This is a genomic window from Paenarthrobacter sp. NPDC092416 (genome assembly GCF_044755025.1).
Lineage (GTDB): Bacteria > Actinomycetota > Actinomycetes > Actinomycetales > Micrococcaceae > Arthrobacter.
On sequence record NZ_JBIVQG010000001.1, the window covers coordinates 210649 to 226848 of the forward strand.

At 56.4% G+C, this 16200-nt stretch carries 15 protein-coding genes; 8 read left to right on the forward strand and 7 right to left on the reverse strand.

The features are described from left to right. Window positions 1-3 precede the first annotated feature (3 nt). Complete coding sequence (locus ACIQC5_RS00935; RefSeq protein WP_400277764.1) at window positions 4-807, forward strand: alpha/beta fold hydrolase; 804 nt, start codon at window positions 4-6, stop codon at window positions 805-807. Here ACIQC5_RS00935 and ACIQC5_RS00940 read toward each other — a convergent pair. From ACIQC5_RS00940 to gmd, 7 genes are all read right to left on the reverse strand, one after another. Beyond that, entirely contained in the window at window positions 804-1235 is a 432-nt protein-coding gene (locus ACIQC5_RS00940; protein ID WP_400277765.1) for a VanZ family protein, read from the reverse strand. The genes ACIQC5_RS00935 and ACIQC5_RS00940 overlap by 4 nt on opposite strands. Window positions 1236-1527: 292 nt before the next feature. Next, a complete protein-coding gene (locus ACIQC5_RS00945; RefSeq protein ID WP_400277766.1) occupies window positions 1528-2139 on the reverse strand; it encodes an LPXTG cell wall anchor domain-containing protein in 612 nt (203 codons plus the stop codon). A 178-nt stretch (window positions 2140-2317) separates the two neighbouring features. After that, the gene (locus ACIQC5_RS00950; RefSeq protein ID WP_400277767.1) at window positions 2318-4060 is read right to left on the reverse strand and encodes a DUF4012 domain-containing protein; all 1743 of its coding nucleotides are present in this window, start codon (window positions 4058-4060) and stop codon (window positions 2318-2320) included. Window positions 4061-4186: 126 nt separating this feature from the next. After that, window positions 4187-5500 carry a UDP-glucose dehydrogenase family protein gene (locus ACIQC5_RS00955; protein WP_400277768.1) on the reverse strand — a complete coding sequence of 438 codons (1314 nt, stop codon included), beginning with the start codon at window positions 5498-5500 and terminating at the stop codon, window positions 4187-4189. Window positions 5501-5543: 43 nt separating this feature from the next. Continuing rightward, window positions 5544-6980, reverse strand: a complete 1437-nt coding sequence (locus ACIQC5_RS00960; RefSeq protein ID WP_400277769.1) for a sugar transferase — start codon at window positions 6978-6980, stop codon at window positions 5544-5546. Between the two features lie 42 nt (window positions 6981-7022). Then, entirely contained in the window at window positions 7023-7997 is a 975-nt protein-coding gene (locus ACIQC5_RS00965) for a GDP-L-fucose synthase family protein (RefSeq protein ID WP_400277771.1), read from the reverse strand. After that, window positions 7997-9025, reverse strand: coding sequence for a GDP-mannose 4,6-dehydratase (gene gmd / locus ACIQC5_RS00970; protein WP_400277773.1), 1029 nt, complete (start codon window positions 9023-9025; stop codon window positions 7997-7999). Before gmd ends, ACIQC5_RS00965 begins: the two co-directional genes overlap by 1 nt. Before the next feature lie 292 nt (window positions 9026-9317). On the opposite strand from gmd, the gene ACIQC5_RS00975 reads away from it, so the two are divergent. The 7 genes from ACIQC5_RS00975 to ACIQC5_RS01005 all read left to right on the forward strand — a co-directional run bounded on the left by ACIQC5_RS00975 (window position 9318) and on the right by ACIQC5_RS01005 (window position 16145). Continuing rightward, entirely contained in the window at window positions 9318-10043 is a 726-nt protein-coding gene (locus ACIQC5_RS00975; RefSeq protein WP_400277774.1) for a WecB/TagA/CpsF family glycosyltransferase, read from the forward strand. Further along, a complete protein-coding gene (locus tag ACIQC5_RS00980; RefSeq protein WP_400277775.1) occupies window positions 10040-11200 on the forward strand; it encodes a glycosyltransferase family 4 protein in 1161 nt (386 codons plus the stop codon). The genes ACIQC5_RS00975 and ACIQC5_RS00980 overlap by 4 nt, the downstream gene beginning before the upstream one ends. Continuing rightward, a complete protein-coding gene (locus ACIQC5_RS00985) occupies window positions 11184-11708 on the forward strand; it encodes a serine O-acetyltransferase (RefSeq protein ID WP_400278668.1) in 525 nt (174 codons plus the stop codon). Before ACIQC5_RS00980 ends, ACIQC5_RS00985 begins: the two co-directional genes overlap by 17 nt. Before the next feature lie 170 nt (window positions 11709-11878). Next, complete coding sequence (locus tag ACIQC5_RS00990; RefSeq protein ID WP_400277776.1) at window positions 11879-13111, forward strand: lipopolysaccharide biosynthesis protein; 1233 nt, start codon at window positions 11879-11881, stop codon at window positions 13109-13111. A gap of 75 nt (window positions 13112-13186) precedes the next feature. After that, on the forward strand, window positions 13187-14155 hold the full coding sequence (locus tag ACIQC5_RS00995) for a nitroreductase family protein (RefSeq protein WP_400277777.1): 969 nt from the start codon (window positions 13187-13189) through the stop codon (window positions 14153-14155). After that, on the forward strand, window positions 14146-15267 hold the full coding sequence (locus tag ACIQC5_RS01000) for a polysaccharide pyruvyl transferase family protein (RefSeq protein WP_400277779.1): 1122 nt from the start codon (window positions 14146-14148) through the stop codon (window positions 15265-15267). Before ACIQC5_RS00995 ends, ACIQC5_RS01000 begins: the two co-directional genes overlap by 10 nt. Next, window positions 15264-16145 (forward strand): glycosyltransferase family 2 protein, encoded by an 882-nt coding sequence (locus ACIQC5_RS01005; protein WP_400277780.1) that lies wholly within the window; start codon window positions 15264-15266, stop codon window positions 16143-16145. Before ACIQC5_RS01000 ends, ACIQC5_RS01005 begins: the two co-directional genes overlap by 4 nt. The last annotated feature ends 55 nt before the right edge of the window (window positions 16146-16200 follow it).

Here is a 16200-nt window from a genome sequence, read left to right on the forward strand (position 1 = left end):
CTCATGGAATCCGGGGTCTGGACCATCCGCTTGCGCACCGGAATCCGAGTGCCGTGTTTTGTTCAGGGGCACTTGGGCGGGAACGACGACGGCGGGGCGCCGTTGCTCTTGTTGCATGCTTGGGGTGAATCGCGGGGGAGCTTCGATCGGCTGATTGCCTCGCTTCAGCCGAGGGTCCTTGTTGCGCCCGATCTGCGAGGACATGGCGGTGCCGACAAGCCCGAGGAGGGCTACTCCTTGGTGGAGGTCGCGGAGGATGTCGCCGCTGTACTGGATGCCCTTCAGATACCCCGTGCTCATGTTCTGGGTTCTTCCAGCGGGGGATATGTTGCCCAGCAGTTGGCGGTGACACATCCCGACCGAGTGGCCTCGGTGGTGCTTGTAGGTGCACCTTTGAGCCTGCATTCCCGTCCTCCATTTGCCGACGAAGTGGACGCCCTGACAGATCCTGTTTCCGAGGAATGGGTACGGGAATCGTTGTCTTGGTATCGCTTGCTGCACACTGTCCCTGCCGGCTACATCGAAGACCGGGTTCACGACGCGTTGGCCATGCCGGCGTCCGTTTGGAAGGCGTCCTTGCGGGGGTTGTATGAAGCGGTCCCGCCGACGGAAGCCGGGTCAACCGCTGTGCCGACGCTCATCCTTTGGGGCGCTCACGATCATCTGGTCCCGCGGCACCATCAACAGACTCTGGCAGGCCGCATCCCAGGCTCCCTATTGACGATCTATCAGGACACAGGGCACCTGGTCCTCTGGGAAAGCCCTGAACGGGTGGCACAGGACGTAGAAACGTTCCTTAGCAGTTAGTAAGCCTCAGCAAGGCCTGGGGCCTTCCTAGGCGCTATCAGTCGCGCCGCACCGATGCCTATGACAGTTCCTAATGTGTTTGTGACAACGTCTACAACCGTTGAAAAGCGCGCTGTAATAAAAAATAGTTGTCCGAGCTCCATGCACGTGGACACGAACAATCCGATCCCGGCGATGTGCCACCAGGCCCTTGTGGGCAGGGCCATCGCGGCCAGGATTCCGAGCGGAACAAACATGGCCACATTGGCTGAGACCTCGATCACGCTATAGCTAAACCACTCGGGCACGCCGTGGTGGTGGAGGTAATTCAACAGTGAGGCAAGCGTTCCTTGAATCGGCTTGTCTACGGGTGTTGGCCAAGAACCTACCGCTGCCAAACCCACCAGATATGTTGCCAGGCAGATGCGCCAGGGGAGTGGGTTTTTCAAGTGCACCTTCAGGAAATTCGAATGAGGGCCCACGCGCTTACGGCGAACGCCGCAATCGCCAGAAGGCCCAAGAATAAATACTTGGGAAAGTCTGGACTTAAGTCAGGCAGATGAATGGCAGGCATGCGGAGGTCATAATGCCACTTCCGCCTACGCCAATGCCGCCCTGTCCCTGCCATAGCCACATGAATACCACAGTTGCCCCGGGGTGGGGAGTATAGGCAAGAAAAAGGGTGGCTTGTCAACGAAATCTTCGTTGACAAGCCACCCTCAACTGCTTGAGGTGATGCTGTTATGCAGAAACCTCGGAGCTCTTTGCGCGGCGGCGGGCGACCACCACGGATGCTGTACCTGCTGCAAGTGCACCTGCGCCCACGATGGACCACAGGATCAGGCTGGAGTCAGCGCCGGTGTTTGCCAGCGGTACGCCGCCGGTGTTTGCCAGGTTGGTCCCGGTGCCAGAGCCACCTGTGTTCGCCAGACCAGCGCCGCCTACAACAACCGTGACGGGACCGACCGTGACACCGGAGGTGTTTCCGGTAGCTGTCAGGGCGTAGGAGCCAGGTTCGTTGATGGTGATCGGAAGCGCGAAAGCGCCGCTTCCGTCAGCGACAGCGCCCAAAGTCGACGGAGCCAGCGGGATGCGTCCGGAAACCGAGAGGCTACCAGCGGAAACGCTGCCGCCGCTGGCTGCCGGCGTGCCCGTCGGCGTAACCGTGATGGTGATACCTTCTCCCGGTGTGAAGCCCGAGCCGCTGAAGACAAAAGCTTCGCCGGGAGCTACAGCGGCGTCTGATACGGCAACGTTTGTTCCCGGTGCCGGGTAGTTAGCTGCGACGGCCGGAACCGCGCCGAGCAGTGCGATGGACCCCGCAAGTGTAAGTGCTGCTAAAGACTTTTTCATGTGTCCCCCCTGAGACCATTTAATGGATGCCACGTGGTGTTGGAGATTTCCGAGACCCTACGTGCACGCGACCGTAAGTGAAATCTCATGTGTTGCCCACAAAGAACTTATCATTTACGAGTGAACCGGGCAAAGTAAATCCATCCCCGTTACAAAGGATTAACGTACACGTCTTGCGCTATTCACAGGAAGACTTCTGTGAACCTTTGATCACATCCTTGACCGCCTGAGTGGTGGGAGTGACAAGTATTTCGGGCTCGGCATGCTGCACGATGTGGCCAAAATTGAACTCGAGAGAAGTGCTCTCGCCAGGGGCAAGCCTGATGGTTGTCGTGCCCACCGCTCGCTGGCTGTGGCGTTGCGCGGCAAAGGTGATCTTTTCGCCATCCTTGACAACCGTGTCAATATCTGACTGAACCGGCCCGTAAGCGACCACATTTGTCTGTACTGTGCCCGCAGGCACCCCAAACATGCCACCGCCCGTCACATATTTCGGTAGCGACGTAGCCGCATCGGCCGGGGCCGTGTTGGTGCTCGTGACTCTTACAGTGACTTCGCGGTAGCCATCGCGCGTACAGTCCTTCACTACTTGGACCGTTCGCTTGGTCCAATAGTCCATTTTGGCGCCAGTTCCGTCGTTGAAATAGACACCAAACTGCGTCGGAGAAACACTTGAGCCCGAGACCAGTCCGCCGAGTGAGTACTTGCTAATAGTGGATTGTTCACCTCCAGCGGCGGACCACAGTAAGATCCTATGTTCGTCAATGCCTTTTGAAATAGCGTCGATCAAGCCTTTGGGGTCACTCTTTCCAGCAGAGACGGCGGAGAAGATTTCCTTCGCGGCACCAGCGAAGTACACATCCTGGAGGTTGGGATCTTCGATTGACGCATACGCGTCGGAGAGCAGAGTACGAACAACGTTCTTGCTGTTTAGTTCCGAAGGAAGTTCCCCGCCGATCTTCTGAACTAAAGGATCAGTGATAGTTACTGGTCCGGTAGCCTCTAGTAAGAAACTCAGTGCGACCGGATCGATCGACAGCACGCCGTCAAGACGCTCCCCGGTTTTTTGTTCCCACATTGTTTGAGCCGTGCTCGCGGTCGTAGCGAAATCAGGCGTGAGGTTGACGTCCTGCATAAACTTGCCAACTCGGGCTGAGTAGATCGCCTTTTGTTCTTCATCAATTGTCACCGGGGGAACAAAAGCACCAAGAGCACCTGCGCTCGTTTGGGATCTGAGCGAAAGTTTGCCCTTGTCAAGGCTGAGCACAGCGAGCGCGCCTGGGATGCCACCAGTTGTCCTTGACTCGGCGTTGTTCTGAATAAGGAGCAGGTACTCTCGCGGAGTGTCGGACCCCAACATCGACGGGGCCAGATTGGCCACATCCGCCGCAGACTCCAGTCCCTCGCTGAGGCTGGAGAGCTCGTCACGGGCCGAAACAAGTGGGCCGGCGATCTCAGGGAGTAGGGTTGTCGCGTCGATACGCTTCAGGCGCTGGGCAGACTCTCTAACCGCGTGGGCGGCCGTCTGTACATTCGGTGCAGCGGCCTTAAGGGGTGCCAGGTCCATGCCCTCTGAGGTCGGCGTCAAGGCTTTCCAGTCGAGGGATTGATAGACCTTGACGAGAGGCACGGCTCCGAGGCGCGCGACGTCGTCTGCGGCAGTTGTTATATCACTTGCGGCCTGCAGGTTGGGACCTATCCACGGCAGTGCCGAAGTTGCTTTCCACAGCGGGTCGCTAGCGGCACTCCGAGCCAACGAAGTGTGTTCAACAAGCGAGCCGACTGTTTTGGCTGCCGCGGCGGCATCTTCGGCCGCGATCTGATCCTTCAGTGTTGGAAGGAGCGCAGTAGCGGCCTGCAATTCAGACTTAATCGTTGCTGCTTTTGCTCCAAGCCAGACACTGACTCCTAGGATTGCCATTGTCAGAACTGTCGTCCAGATACCCGCTGTCAATAGGCGCCGCCTTAGTCGGCGCCGGGAGCGCGAGGGCTTCCCACCGTTCTTGGTGGCTCTATTCGGTGCCATGTTGTTACTGATATTCACTGCCTACGGCCGTCCAAGCCCGCGATATTGCCAACCGGCGGCGCGCCATTTAGCTGGATCAAGTACATTGCGCCCGTCCAGGATTCGTGGCGTGGCCACAGTGTCCTTGAGCAGATGCGGGTCGAGTTCACGATATTCCTGCCATTCCGTGAGGAGCAACACGGCGTCAGCGTTATGGGCCGCGGTCTCCAGGTCTTGGACATATTGGAGTTCCGGAAAACGCCGCGCCGCATTAGCCAGTGCCTTCGGGTCGCTCACTGTGACAACTGCGCCTTGCAGCTGCAGCTGGGCCGCGATGCTTAGAGCGGGGGAGTCACGAACGTCGTCGCTCTCCGGTTTAAAAGCTGCGCCCAAGACGGTGATCCGCTTGCCAAGGAGGCCGTCACCGCACAGTTCGCGCGTTAACTCCACGACGCGCGTGCGGCGCCGCATGTTGATAGCATCCACTTCCCGGAGGAAGGTAAGCGCTTGGTCGGCTCCAAGTTCACCAGCTCTTGCCATGAATGCGCGGATGTCTTTTGGAAGGCATCCGCCACCAAAACCGATGCCGGCTTGAAGGAATTTTCTCCCGATTCTGTCATCCATGCCGATGGCATCCGCCAGCCTTGTAACGTCTGCCCCAGCAGCGTCGCAGAGTTCCGCCATCGCGTTAATGAAAGAGATCTTAGTTGCGAGGAAGGAATTTGCAGCTGTCTTGACCAATTCAGCTGTAGGAAGGTCCGTAACAAGTCTTGGCGTTCCGCTCGAAAGTGGCGTCGCATAGACCTCATCCAAAACTGCCACGGCTGTGTGGTCTTCCGAACCGTCAGAAACCCCGTAGACGAATCGATCGGGATGCAGTGTGTCGGAGACGGCATGTCCTTCGCGTAGGAACTCAGGATTCCAAACTAAATGCGCCTTTGGCTCGTGATCCGTAATTAGTCCCGCGAGCCGTGCAGCTGTGCCAACGGGAACAGTCGATTTACCTACGACAAGGTCTCCGGGTGCCAAGTAAGGGAGAAGCCCCTGCGTGGCTGCGTCGACGTATGTCAAGTCCGCCCCGTTTTCACCCTTCTTCTGCGGCGTGCCAACACAGATGAAGTGGACGTCATTGCCGGCGGCGGAAGCCATGTCGGTAGTGAACGTAAGCCTTCCTGTCTCCTGGACATCCTTGAGGAGTGCTTCTAGGCCAGGCTCGTAAAATGGAGCCTTGGCGGCAGACAGGTCAGCGATCTTGCGATCGTCTACGTCAATCCCCACGACTTCATGACCCAGTTTCGCCATGCAGGCGGCATGCACTGCACCCAGGTAACCGCAGCCAATGACTGAAATACGCATATGAGTTGTTCCTTTCGCAGTCGACTGCGTTGGACGGGAAGGGCTAATAAGCGCCAGTGCTATGGAACACTGCGCGGGCTGTACGGAGAATGATCACCAAATCTCCTGCAAGAGACCAGTTCTCAACGTAGTAGAGGTCGAGGCGAACGGAGTCCTGCCATGACAGGTTTGACCGTCCGCTGACCTGCCAAAGTCCGGTGAGCCCTGGTTTGACTAACAGGCGGCGTCGCACGTCGCTCTCGTAGGCCTCCACTTCTCGAGGAAGTGGAGGGCGGGGGCCCACGAGGCTCATGGCGCCAACGAACACGTTGAATAGTTGTGGCAATTCGTCGAGGCTGTATTTTCGGAGGACCCCTCCGACTCGGGTTATGCGAGGGTCATCCTTGATCTTGAAGAGCAAGCCGTTCCCCTCGTTCCGATGCTGCAGTTCCAGTAAGCGTGCCTCGGCATCCAGCACCATGGACCTGAACTTCAACATTTGGAAGTGTTGCCCCTCGATACCCACACGGTCCTGTTTGAAAAGAACGGGGCCATTGCTGCCAATCTTGACCAACAAGGCGATTGCAATCATGAGAGGCGACGCGATCACGATCAGAATTCCGGACACCAGAACGTCGAAAAGACGTTTGGCTACGCGTTGGCCGCCCTCAAGCGTCGGTGTTGTTACGTGGATCAGCGGAAGCCCTGCTACCTGTTGCGTATGGATCCTGGGCCCGGCTATGTCGGTGAGGGCTGGAGCCATGATGAGACCGATATTCCGAGCGGCGAGTTCCCACCCCAGGTGTCGAATGGTTTGGGGATGCAACTGAACGCCAGCGGAGACAGCTACGGCATCAGCTTGGCAGCTTTCGATTGCGGCCAAAACGGAATCCGTATCGGTGTCGTGGCCCAGTATCGGTAGCCCGGAATTGGGTTCGATGCTCGGTCGCCCAGGCGCGCCAGGCGTGTATGCCGCAACTGGGAGATATCCTGAATGCTTTGCGCGGTAAAGCGATGAAGCTAAGTGAGCAACGGCACTCGGACCACCAAGAAGCAGGAGTCTTGACATGCTGTCACCCTTTTGCCTCGCGACGCTGAGGTGTTGGCGGAGCAGCCAGCGCGCGAGCAACAGTCCGGCCAAACCGACGGGAAGAGCTATTCCCACGTAGCCCCGAGCGGGTTCGAGCCTCAGGACGTACGAGAAGATAGCAATTAGCCCAAATAACCAAAGTGAAGCCGCTGCTACTCGCTTGTACTCATCGGGACCGGCGCCCAGAATCCGGCTTTGCCGGCTGTTCCACGCGCCAAGCATGAACCACCAGACAACCGCGATGGCGACGGACATCCAAACGTAATTGGCCTCCTGACCTGTTATCACAAAGTCAGGGTCGAACCCGAACCGAATTACGTATGCGCCCACGACAGCCCATGCAATGACAAAAGCATCCACCACACGCAGTCGGCGGGATGCTCGGACCTGCCAATCCTTATCACGACTCAAAGAGGCCCCATTCCCTTTCCGAAGCTGCGAAACTGACGACGACTAGCTGCGGATTTTCGCGAGATTCGATCGGTACCATGCGACCGTCGACCGGATTCCGTCCTCTAGCGCAATGGAGGCTGTCCACCCCACTGCCGAAAGGCGCGAAGTGTCTAGGAGCTTGCGGGGCGTCCCATCTGGCTTTGACGTGTCCCATTCGATGGCGCCGTCGTACCCCACCGAGTCGGCGACGATCTCAGCAAGTTCCTTGATCGTGACGTCTGTCCCGGTCCCTACATTCACCTGTTCGGGGCCGTCGTAATGTTCCAGTAGGTGCAGGCATGCCGACGCCATGTCATCAACGTGGAGGAATTCTCGACGCGGTGAACCAGATCCCCAGTTCGTTACGGCGTTGGCCCCCGAAGCAGCAGCTTCATCGTAGCGACGGATCAGCGCGGGAAGCACGTGGGAACCCGTCGGTGAAAAGTTGTCCCCGGGACCGTACAAGTTAGTCGGCATTGCCGAGATCCACGGCAAACCGTATTGTCGTCGGATGGCCTGCACATGCATGATTCCAGCAATTTTCGCTATAGCATAGGCGTCATTTGTGGGTTCCAAGTGCCCAGTCAGTAGCGAATCCTCACGAATCGGCTGTTCAGCGAACTTGGGGTAAATGCAGGACGAACCCAAGAAGAGCAACCGCTCCGTGCCATACTCGCGGGCAGCATCCAATACGTTGACCTGGATCCTTAGGTTATCGCTCAAGAAGTCCACAGGATAGGTACTATTGGCCAGAATACCGCCCACTTTCGCGGCAGCTAGCACGACATAACGGGGTTTGTTCTCGGCGAAAAAGGCAAATACCGCTTCCCGATTCTTCAGATCGAGCTCTGCTGAGGTCCGTCCGGTCAAGCCTGTGAAGCCCTCGGTTTTGAGCCTGCGCCAGATAGCGGAACCCACCAAGCCCTTGTGGCCCGCAACATAGAAGCTTGCATCGCGGTCCAGGGGACCAGGCCGGAATGCTGTGGCCTCAGCCATTAGTTCCTCCAGCTCTCAAGGTCGACGGTGTCGATCCAGTGGTTCCCGGCGTTCTTGAGTGCTTCGATATCAGCGTCCACCATGATGCGAGCAAGTTCCGGAGTCTGAACTGTCGCTTTCCAGCCCAATTTTTCGTGTGCTTTTGAAGCGTCACCAACGAGAGCATCGACTTCTGTGGGGCGAAGGTACCGCTCGTCGAATCGTACGTGTTCCTCCCAATTCAGTCCTGCGTGCTCGAAGGCGATCTGGAGGAAATCCTTAACCGTGTAGTTGCCGCCAGTAGCGAGGACGAAGTCCTCGGGTGCATCTGCTTGCAGCATCCGCCACATACCTTCGACGTACTCTGCTGCGTAGCCCCAGTCACGTACGGCGTCCAGGTTTCCCATAAACAGGAGATCCTGTCGGCCGGCCTTGATCGCGGCGACGGCACGGGTGATCTTCCGTGTTACAAATGTTTCGCCACGACGTGGCGATTCGTGATTGAAGAGAATCCCGTTGACCGCGAACATACCGTAGGCCTCGCGGTAGTTCTTGGTGACCCAGTAGCTATATACCTTGGCGGCTCCATAAGGAGATCTGGGATAGAACGGAGTGTCCTCGTCCTGCGGAGGAGGAGTGGCGCCGAACATTTCAGACGATGAGGCCTGATAGAACCTCGTTTCGATGCCGGACATCCGGACGGCCTCGAGGAGCCGGATGGAGCCAATTCCTGTTGTGTCCCCGGTGTGCTCGGGCTCGTCAAATGAGACACGTACATGAGACTGGGCCGCAAGGTTGTAAACCTCATCCGGACGTATTTCGGCCATGAGTGTCACAAGGCGCGCACCGTCACTGAGATCACCGTAGTGAAGAAAGAGTTTCGCCTTCGGGTCGTGAGGGTCAACATACAAGTGGTCAATTCGAGCTGTGTTGAACGTCGAGGCCCGGCGAATAAGTCCGTGAACTTCATACCCCTTCGCGAGCAACAACTCCGCAAGATAGGAGCCGTCCTGACCTGTAATACCGGTGATGAAGGCACGTTTAGTCAACGCAGTTCCCCCTGAGTCTGTGACATGAAACCAAATTTACCGGCCCGTGGGCGACGCCTGAGTCGCTGCGCCCACACAACGGACGGCCGTTGGCGGTCAGCCTACCTGCTTTCACTTGCTACTGGGTTACACAATGGTTTCGTTTCGATGTTTTACACAACTGAATCTTTACAGGCTTGGTCAATTGGTACACTGGGCCGACCGAACAGTCCCGCGAACCGCGCCGTATGACTCGATGCGCTTCGCTTGGACCGGTCGGCATCAACGGGTGTAATCATTGGCAGGGGGTACAATGGACAAGGTAAAATTTGCAGGTGTTCCGTTTTCGTCTTCGACGCCCGATCAGGCCGTAGACATAATCATTGGCAGAGTCAGGGCCGGCGGGCCAGCGGCCGACATCCATTTCCTCAACGCCTATAGCATCGCCTTAGCAGAAACGGATTCCTCGTTTCGAAAGTGCGTCTCAGAGTCTGCTCTCAACTTCCCCGATGGCAAGCCAATCTCCGTGCTGCACCGCCGCCTGCATCAGGTTCGCGGTCCTGGACTTTTTGAGGCTGTAATGAGTCGCGGGCGAGACGTTGGTCTTCGCCATTACTTGCTTGGTTCCACTGATGAGACCCTTCGAAAACTCCAGCTAAGCTTGGAGGCGCGATACCCAGGGGTCCAAATTGTTGGAAGCTTTAGTCCTCCATTCCGGAACATGTCATCGGAAGAATTAGATGCGCAGGACGACCAGATTCGGGCTTCTGGCGCCGAAATAGTCTGGGTCGGCCTCGGGACGCCCAAGCAGGACTATGAAGCGGCAAGGCTGGCATCCGTTGGGATTATGAGTGCGGCCGTGGGGGCAGCCTTTGATTTCTCGGCGGGAACCAAGCCTGTGTCTCCTCGATGGGTTACGGCCATTGGATTCGAATGGCTTCACCGCCTTCTCTCCGAGCCACGAAGGCTATGGAAGCGTTATGCGTGGGGCAACGTGGTGTTCTTGTATGCGGCCACGAGAAATAGCCTGTCAAGGTGAGGATTGCAGTTGTCCACAGTTTCTACTCGGGGGCGGTGCCAAGCGGCGAAAACAATGTAGTAGAAATGCAGGTCCAGGCGCTATCAAAGAGTGGCCACGACGTCCTCCTCGTTGACGTTAGAACGGACGATCTAGCCAAAGAACCGCACTACAAGCTTAGGACCGCCATTAACGTCGTTAGCGGACGAGGCGAATCTCCTGTTGAGCGGCTGAAGAGCTTTTCTCCGGACATTGTGCATGTGCATAACTTATTTCCGAACTATTCGACCCATTGGCTTCGAGTATGGCAGGGGCCGGTCGTGGCAACAGTCCATAACTTTCGCCCAGTCTGTGCGGCCGGAACCTTGTTCCGAGACGGCGAGAATTGCTCCGAGTGTCCGGAGTCGGGACACCACAATGCTGTAATCCATGCCTGCTACAAGGACTCACGTATTGCCAGTCTTCCGCTGGCCATTCGTAACTCTCGAGGATTGAACAGGGATCCTCTTCTGTCGCGGGCGAACGAACTGATCTTTTTGTCCGATCGTGCGTTGGCGAAATATCGAGAGCTGGGACTTCGGGAGCCCAGATGTACGATAGTGCCGAATTTCGTCGGTGCCGATTTGCACAGCTCAGGGAAGTTGGCGAAGCAGGCATGGATATATGCCGGGCGCCTAACCCCGGAAAAGGGCATCGTTGAGCTACTACAAAGCTGGCCGGACGACCAGCCTCTGACAGTGTTTGGTGACGGCCCGTCTCTTGCTCAAGCCGCCAGTCTTGGCGGCCCCAACGTTTCTTTCGCAGGTGCCGTCCCTCGGGAAACGTTACTGGCCGAGCTCCGCGGCGCTACTGGTCTCATTCTGCCGAGTAGTTGGGCGGAAGGGCTTCCAACCATTTACTTGGAGGCGATGGCAGCGGGCCTGCCCGTAGTTGCCAGGGCGGGAAACAGCGCTGCTGACGACATCGTCAGGCATGCACACGGCGTGGTATATGCACACGCCGAATCGGTTGGTGACGCCATTCGGACCGTGAATAGCCGGCATGCTTACTATTCAGAGAAATCCAAGGCACGTTACCTTCAGGAGTATACCGAGTCAGCTTGGATCGACAGGATGACAGAAATCTACCAACGGACCATTACGAGTACGGGGCGTGAAAAAAATGAACTTAGGAATTGAAACCGCCAGCGATCTTCGGCGATTCATTGCCGCTGACTGCGCGGCAAACCCCCGTGATCCTAAGGCGCAACTCGTTCTTATAGCGCTACGTACTTGCCAATGGCTCATGCAGGACAATGAGCGGCCGAGGGTGATTTCATTTCCTTTTGTGGCATTGTATCGAGTACTTACGGAGTTTCTCCTTGGGTTGGAGCTCCGCCCCAAAACAGTCGTTGGCCCGGGGATAACGATTTTTCATGGCTTCGGGTTGGTAGTCAACGATCATACGATAATCGGCTCCAAGGTCACCTTGAGAAATGGCATTGTGATTGGAAATAAGGTTCCTGGAGGTCCGTGTCCAGTAATTGAGGACGGTGTGGAAATTGGGGCGAATGCGATCATCATCGGCGGTGTGAATGTTGGAGAGAATTCAAAGATAGGTGCCGGCTCAGTTGTCACCCGAGACGTACTTGCAGGGTCCGTCGTTGCAGGTAATCCAGCACGTGAAATTGTCAGCGCCGAGCGGTGATGGTTTTGCAGCAAATATTTCAAAGAAGTGTCTGAACCGGAATGGAATCCTCTCAGACTCAATTGAAGGCCGTCCCGCAGAAAGCGCGGCCGAGCAGCTTTAGAAAATTTGTCTCCGCGGTTACGAAAACGAGTGCACTAACTGCGGGGATCGTACTTCGAGTCCTGAGCTTGTTCATTCTGACAGTTCTACTTGGTCGGAGCTCAGGCGCCGACGACCTTGGTGCGTTGTCGTTGCTTCTGGCTGGCGCGGCGCTCATGCAGGCAGTTTCCGTCGGAGGTTTGGCGGGGGCCGCCGTCCACAGGCTTTTGACCGCCGGTCCGAACGTCGAAGCTTCTATTATTTCGCTTATTTCATCGCGACTCGTACTGATTCTGCCAACGTTCGTGGTGGGCGGCCTAGTTAGTGCGGGCACTGGTATTATTGATGATCCCGTGGCCTTAGCTGTGTTTTTCAGCGGTTATGCCATTGGAACTTTTGATGTCGGTGAGCTTGGAAAGTCCGCTAAAGGGCACTTCTTCTCAATGGGTATTGCTAGAACGTTGGTCGTTTTGGTTGTGGCCATACCAAAATTCTACGCAGCCAGTGATGGCGATCTTCCCCGTGTGCTGATATGGCAGGGCGTTGAGGCGGCTCTTTGGCAGATCGCTGTCTTGCCTCGATCTGGGTTCCTGCTCAGACTTATTCCCGCTGCATTTCGTGAATACAGATCGGGAATTGAGCAGATCTGGTCACTTCGCAGTCTGTGGCTTGGGAATGTGATGTCATCCCTGGCTCAACGAATCGATCTCTTTATTGTTGGCGCACTGATTGGTCAAACTGATGTGGGTCAGTACTCCACGGCAAGTCGACCTGTCGAGGCTTCTGTAATTCTTGCGACAAGTTTGGTCACCGTTCTTTTCAACGGTCTCGTTCGTTCAAGCGGTAGCCCCTCTAGCTACGCTCGAAGCGCGCGAAGAAATGGACGATTGATTGGCCTGCTTGGCTTAGGCATGACGTTATTTTTGGCACTCGCTGGTCCGTTTCTCATTGAATGGCTTTATGGGTCGGAATTCTCGATTGCTGCGGGCTTGCTGCCCATCTATGCAATTTCCACCTTCTTTGTTTTTCAGCGGCAATTCCTGAGTCGTCTTATAATTATTGAAAAGGCCTACAACGTCAGTTTGGTGAATAATCTAACGATGCTGTGTTGTAGTGCGGGCCTTAATCTGGTCCTGATCCCAGTCTTTGGAGTGCTAGGTGCCGCGTTGGCAGCTGCCGTTGCACACCCGTTGTCCCTAGGCATCAGCATGGCGACTACCAAGCAGGGTCGGCGCCTTCTTTGCCTTGCCTTCGGTGGACTCATGCTTTCAAAAAGAACCGTCCGGCTCACTGCGTACCGAGCAATATCTGAAAGGCAATAGAAGTTGAAACCTTCTGACAGGATTGTCGAGTCACTCCGCCGACAAAAACGAACAGTCTTCAGCAAGGCCTCCCACATGGCCAAGGTGGGTCTAGGAGCCAGCCTCTATTTTCTCGTGACAGGTGCCTTCAGCGATGAAAAGAATGCTGTCCTCCATGGTAACCAGTTGCATTTTAGTGGCGAAAGACGTCGCGACCACCGAATGTTTCTCCGTCGTTCAGTCCATAGGATCGAGAAAGGCTTGATTTCTCGGCCGATGAGAAAGTCCTTCGCAGCTGACTATGTTGAGGGCACGGTCGATACGTACATTAACCTGTGCTCATCAGGCACAGAGGACTGGGGCGAACTGCAGTGGGCTAGGGATGTGTTGGCAAGGTTCTTTGAAGCTACGCGAGAATCATCAGATGATCGAATAGTGCGGGCACGGAGACGTTGGGATCTAACGGATCATACTCACTCGGTGGTTGCGGAGGAACTGTCACCGTTCCCTTACCGTTCGTTGAATTCTGAAACTTCGTTCGATGGGATTTCGGAGGCGGCTCGTAATCGTCGTTCAGTTCGCTGGTTCAATCCGAATCCTGTGCCGAGGAACGTGATTGAAAAGGCGCTGGAAGTCGGACTGACCGCGCCTAGTGCCTGCAACCGGCAGAGCTTCAGGTTGGAGCTCTTGGAGCAAGGCACCCTCCTGGACCAGGTCGCCGCCATCCCGATGGGGACCGCAGGCTTCTCGCACCAGATTCCGTTGCTCGGCGTCCTAATAGGTCAACACCGGGGCTACGAGCACCACCGGGACAGACACGCGATCTACGTTGATGGTGGTCTTTTCGCGACGGGTTTCATACTCTCCCTGGAAAGCCTCGGCTTGAGTTCGTGCTGCATCAACTGGCCGGAAATCCCCTCGCTAAACAGAAGGATGTCTGAGGCGTTGAGTCTTCAGAAGGATGAAAGAGTCATCATGCTCATAGCAATTGGGTATGGCACCGACGGTCAAGAGGTTCCCAGGAGCCACAAACGAAACATGGGGACGGTAGTGACATGGCGCTAAACACCATTCTGATTAACGGAGCCGAAGTTGGGGACAAGTTTCTGGGCAACCGCGGGGCTGAACACCTGTTGAGGACCTGTGCTGCTCGACTGCGCGGGATGGGTCTGCAGCCTGCGGTTACATTCGGAAAAGTAGACCCATCGCTAATCGCGGAACTTGGGCTTGCGCAATACGTGGGCAACCCAAGGATCGACAAGGCAGACAAGTATCTGCCGAAGGTCCGGACAGGGAAGCTCGTCAGTATTAAGGGTTTATCCGGAGTACTGGATGCGTCAGGCTTCGCACTTGGCGACGCTTGGGGCGTTGAAACAGCCAAGTGGCTACAGCGAAAGTATCGTCAGTGGGATAGCCAGGGGATTCCGGTAATCGCATTGCCACAGGCCTATGGCGCCTTTACTGACCCAGCGCTTGCCAGCATGTGTCGGGAGGCTCTGAGTATCTGCCGGTTGGTCTTTCCGCGAGACAGCACTTCGGCTGAACACCTACGAAGCCTTGGGCTTGGCTCGCAGGTGTCCGAACATGTGCCGGACATAACCATCGGCGAAGATTTGCGGAGCGGCAAATTCCCTAGGTTGAGGCGGATGGTCGTTGTGCCCAATTGGAACTTGGCGGAGCGCGGGGACAAAGGGGCGTATGTCGCCTCCTTGATCGAGGGCGTCCGCTGGGCCCGACGCCACCAGCTGGATGTCGTCGGCCTGCTACATGAGGGGCAACGGGATCTTCAGCTACTGCAGCACCTACAGTCTGAAGAGCCGCTTCGTATTGTTGCGGACCTCACGGGCTGGGAAACGAAGCGCTTCATCGCTGAGTCCGAGATTGTGATTTCGGGGAGATACCACGCTGTCTTGGCAGCTTTGACCACTAATACGCCGGTGCTTACGCACTCGTGGTCGCACAAGTATCGAGAAGTGCTAAGTCAGTTTGGAGTCGACGACTGGCTTGCCGAACCGGACGATCCCAACTCCGTGTCAGAAAAGCTAGACCTCGTTGTCGAATCGGCCAAGAGTAGCGATCTGGAGCATCGACGACAGGTTCTTGTTTCGTCGATTGAGGCTATGTGGAGTCAGGTCCGAGACGTCATTGGTCCTGCAGCGAAGGGATCGGCGTTGTGAGTACGAACGGCCACACTGAAGTACCACTCGTTTCGGTGATCATGCCGACGTTCAACGACCGGCAGGTCATCGGCGACGCCATTCAGTCGATTCTGGAACAAACCTTTGACTCCTGGGAGTTGTTGGTAGTGGACGACGCCTCGACTGACGGAACGGCAGATTTTGTAGCGGAGCACTTTACTGATCCCCGAGTATCCATCATTCGGATGGAAACGAACTCTGGGTCCGGCGTCTGCCGCAATCGGGCCATCTCCCTTGCTCGTGGGACTTTTATCGCAGTGATGGACGCTGACGACATTTCTATGCCACAGCGGTTAGAACTCCAAGTTGAGCAACTGAGCCAAGATCCGCAGCTTGGAGCAGTATCGGCCCAGGTTCTTGAGTTCGGCGCGTGGGGCGGACCGGTTGTCGGAGGCTGGCCGACGAACACTTCGGAAATCAGGGCTAGACAACTGGCCCAAAAGATGCCCATTCCACATCCGGCAGCCATGTTTCGAAGGAGTCAGGTCGTTGAGGTGGGCGGCTACGACGAAGCGTGCTTGAGGGCCCAGGATTTCAGTCTTCTCCTACGGTTGGGCCCAGTTAGATTGGCCACTCTCGCCATCCCACTTGTGAAATACCGTACAAGCAGGCCGATTAGCCTTGGCTACGTTGTCCGCAACGACTGGTATGCCGACTTGGCGCGACGTCGGAACGTTGCCCAACGCAGTGGAGTGGCACTTGATCAGCTGCCAACGGAGATTAGGCGGACGCCAATCGGCTACCTTAATTCGTTCAAGAGTTGGCTCATTCGCAATGCTCGTGAGCAGGCACAATTAGCCCGACTAAGATTGAGGGCGCGCGAGAGCCAGCGTGGAACCAGTACGGTCGATGCCTGATTTCCGCTACCGAAACGCTCCTTCGTAGCCAATGGAAATATTGTCGCGAACGCGA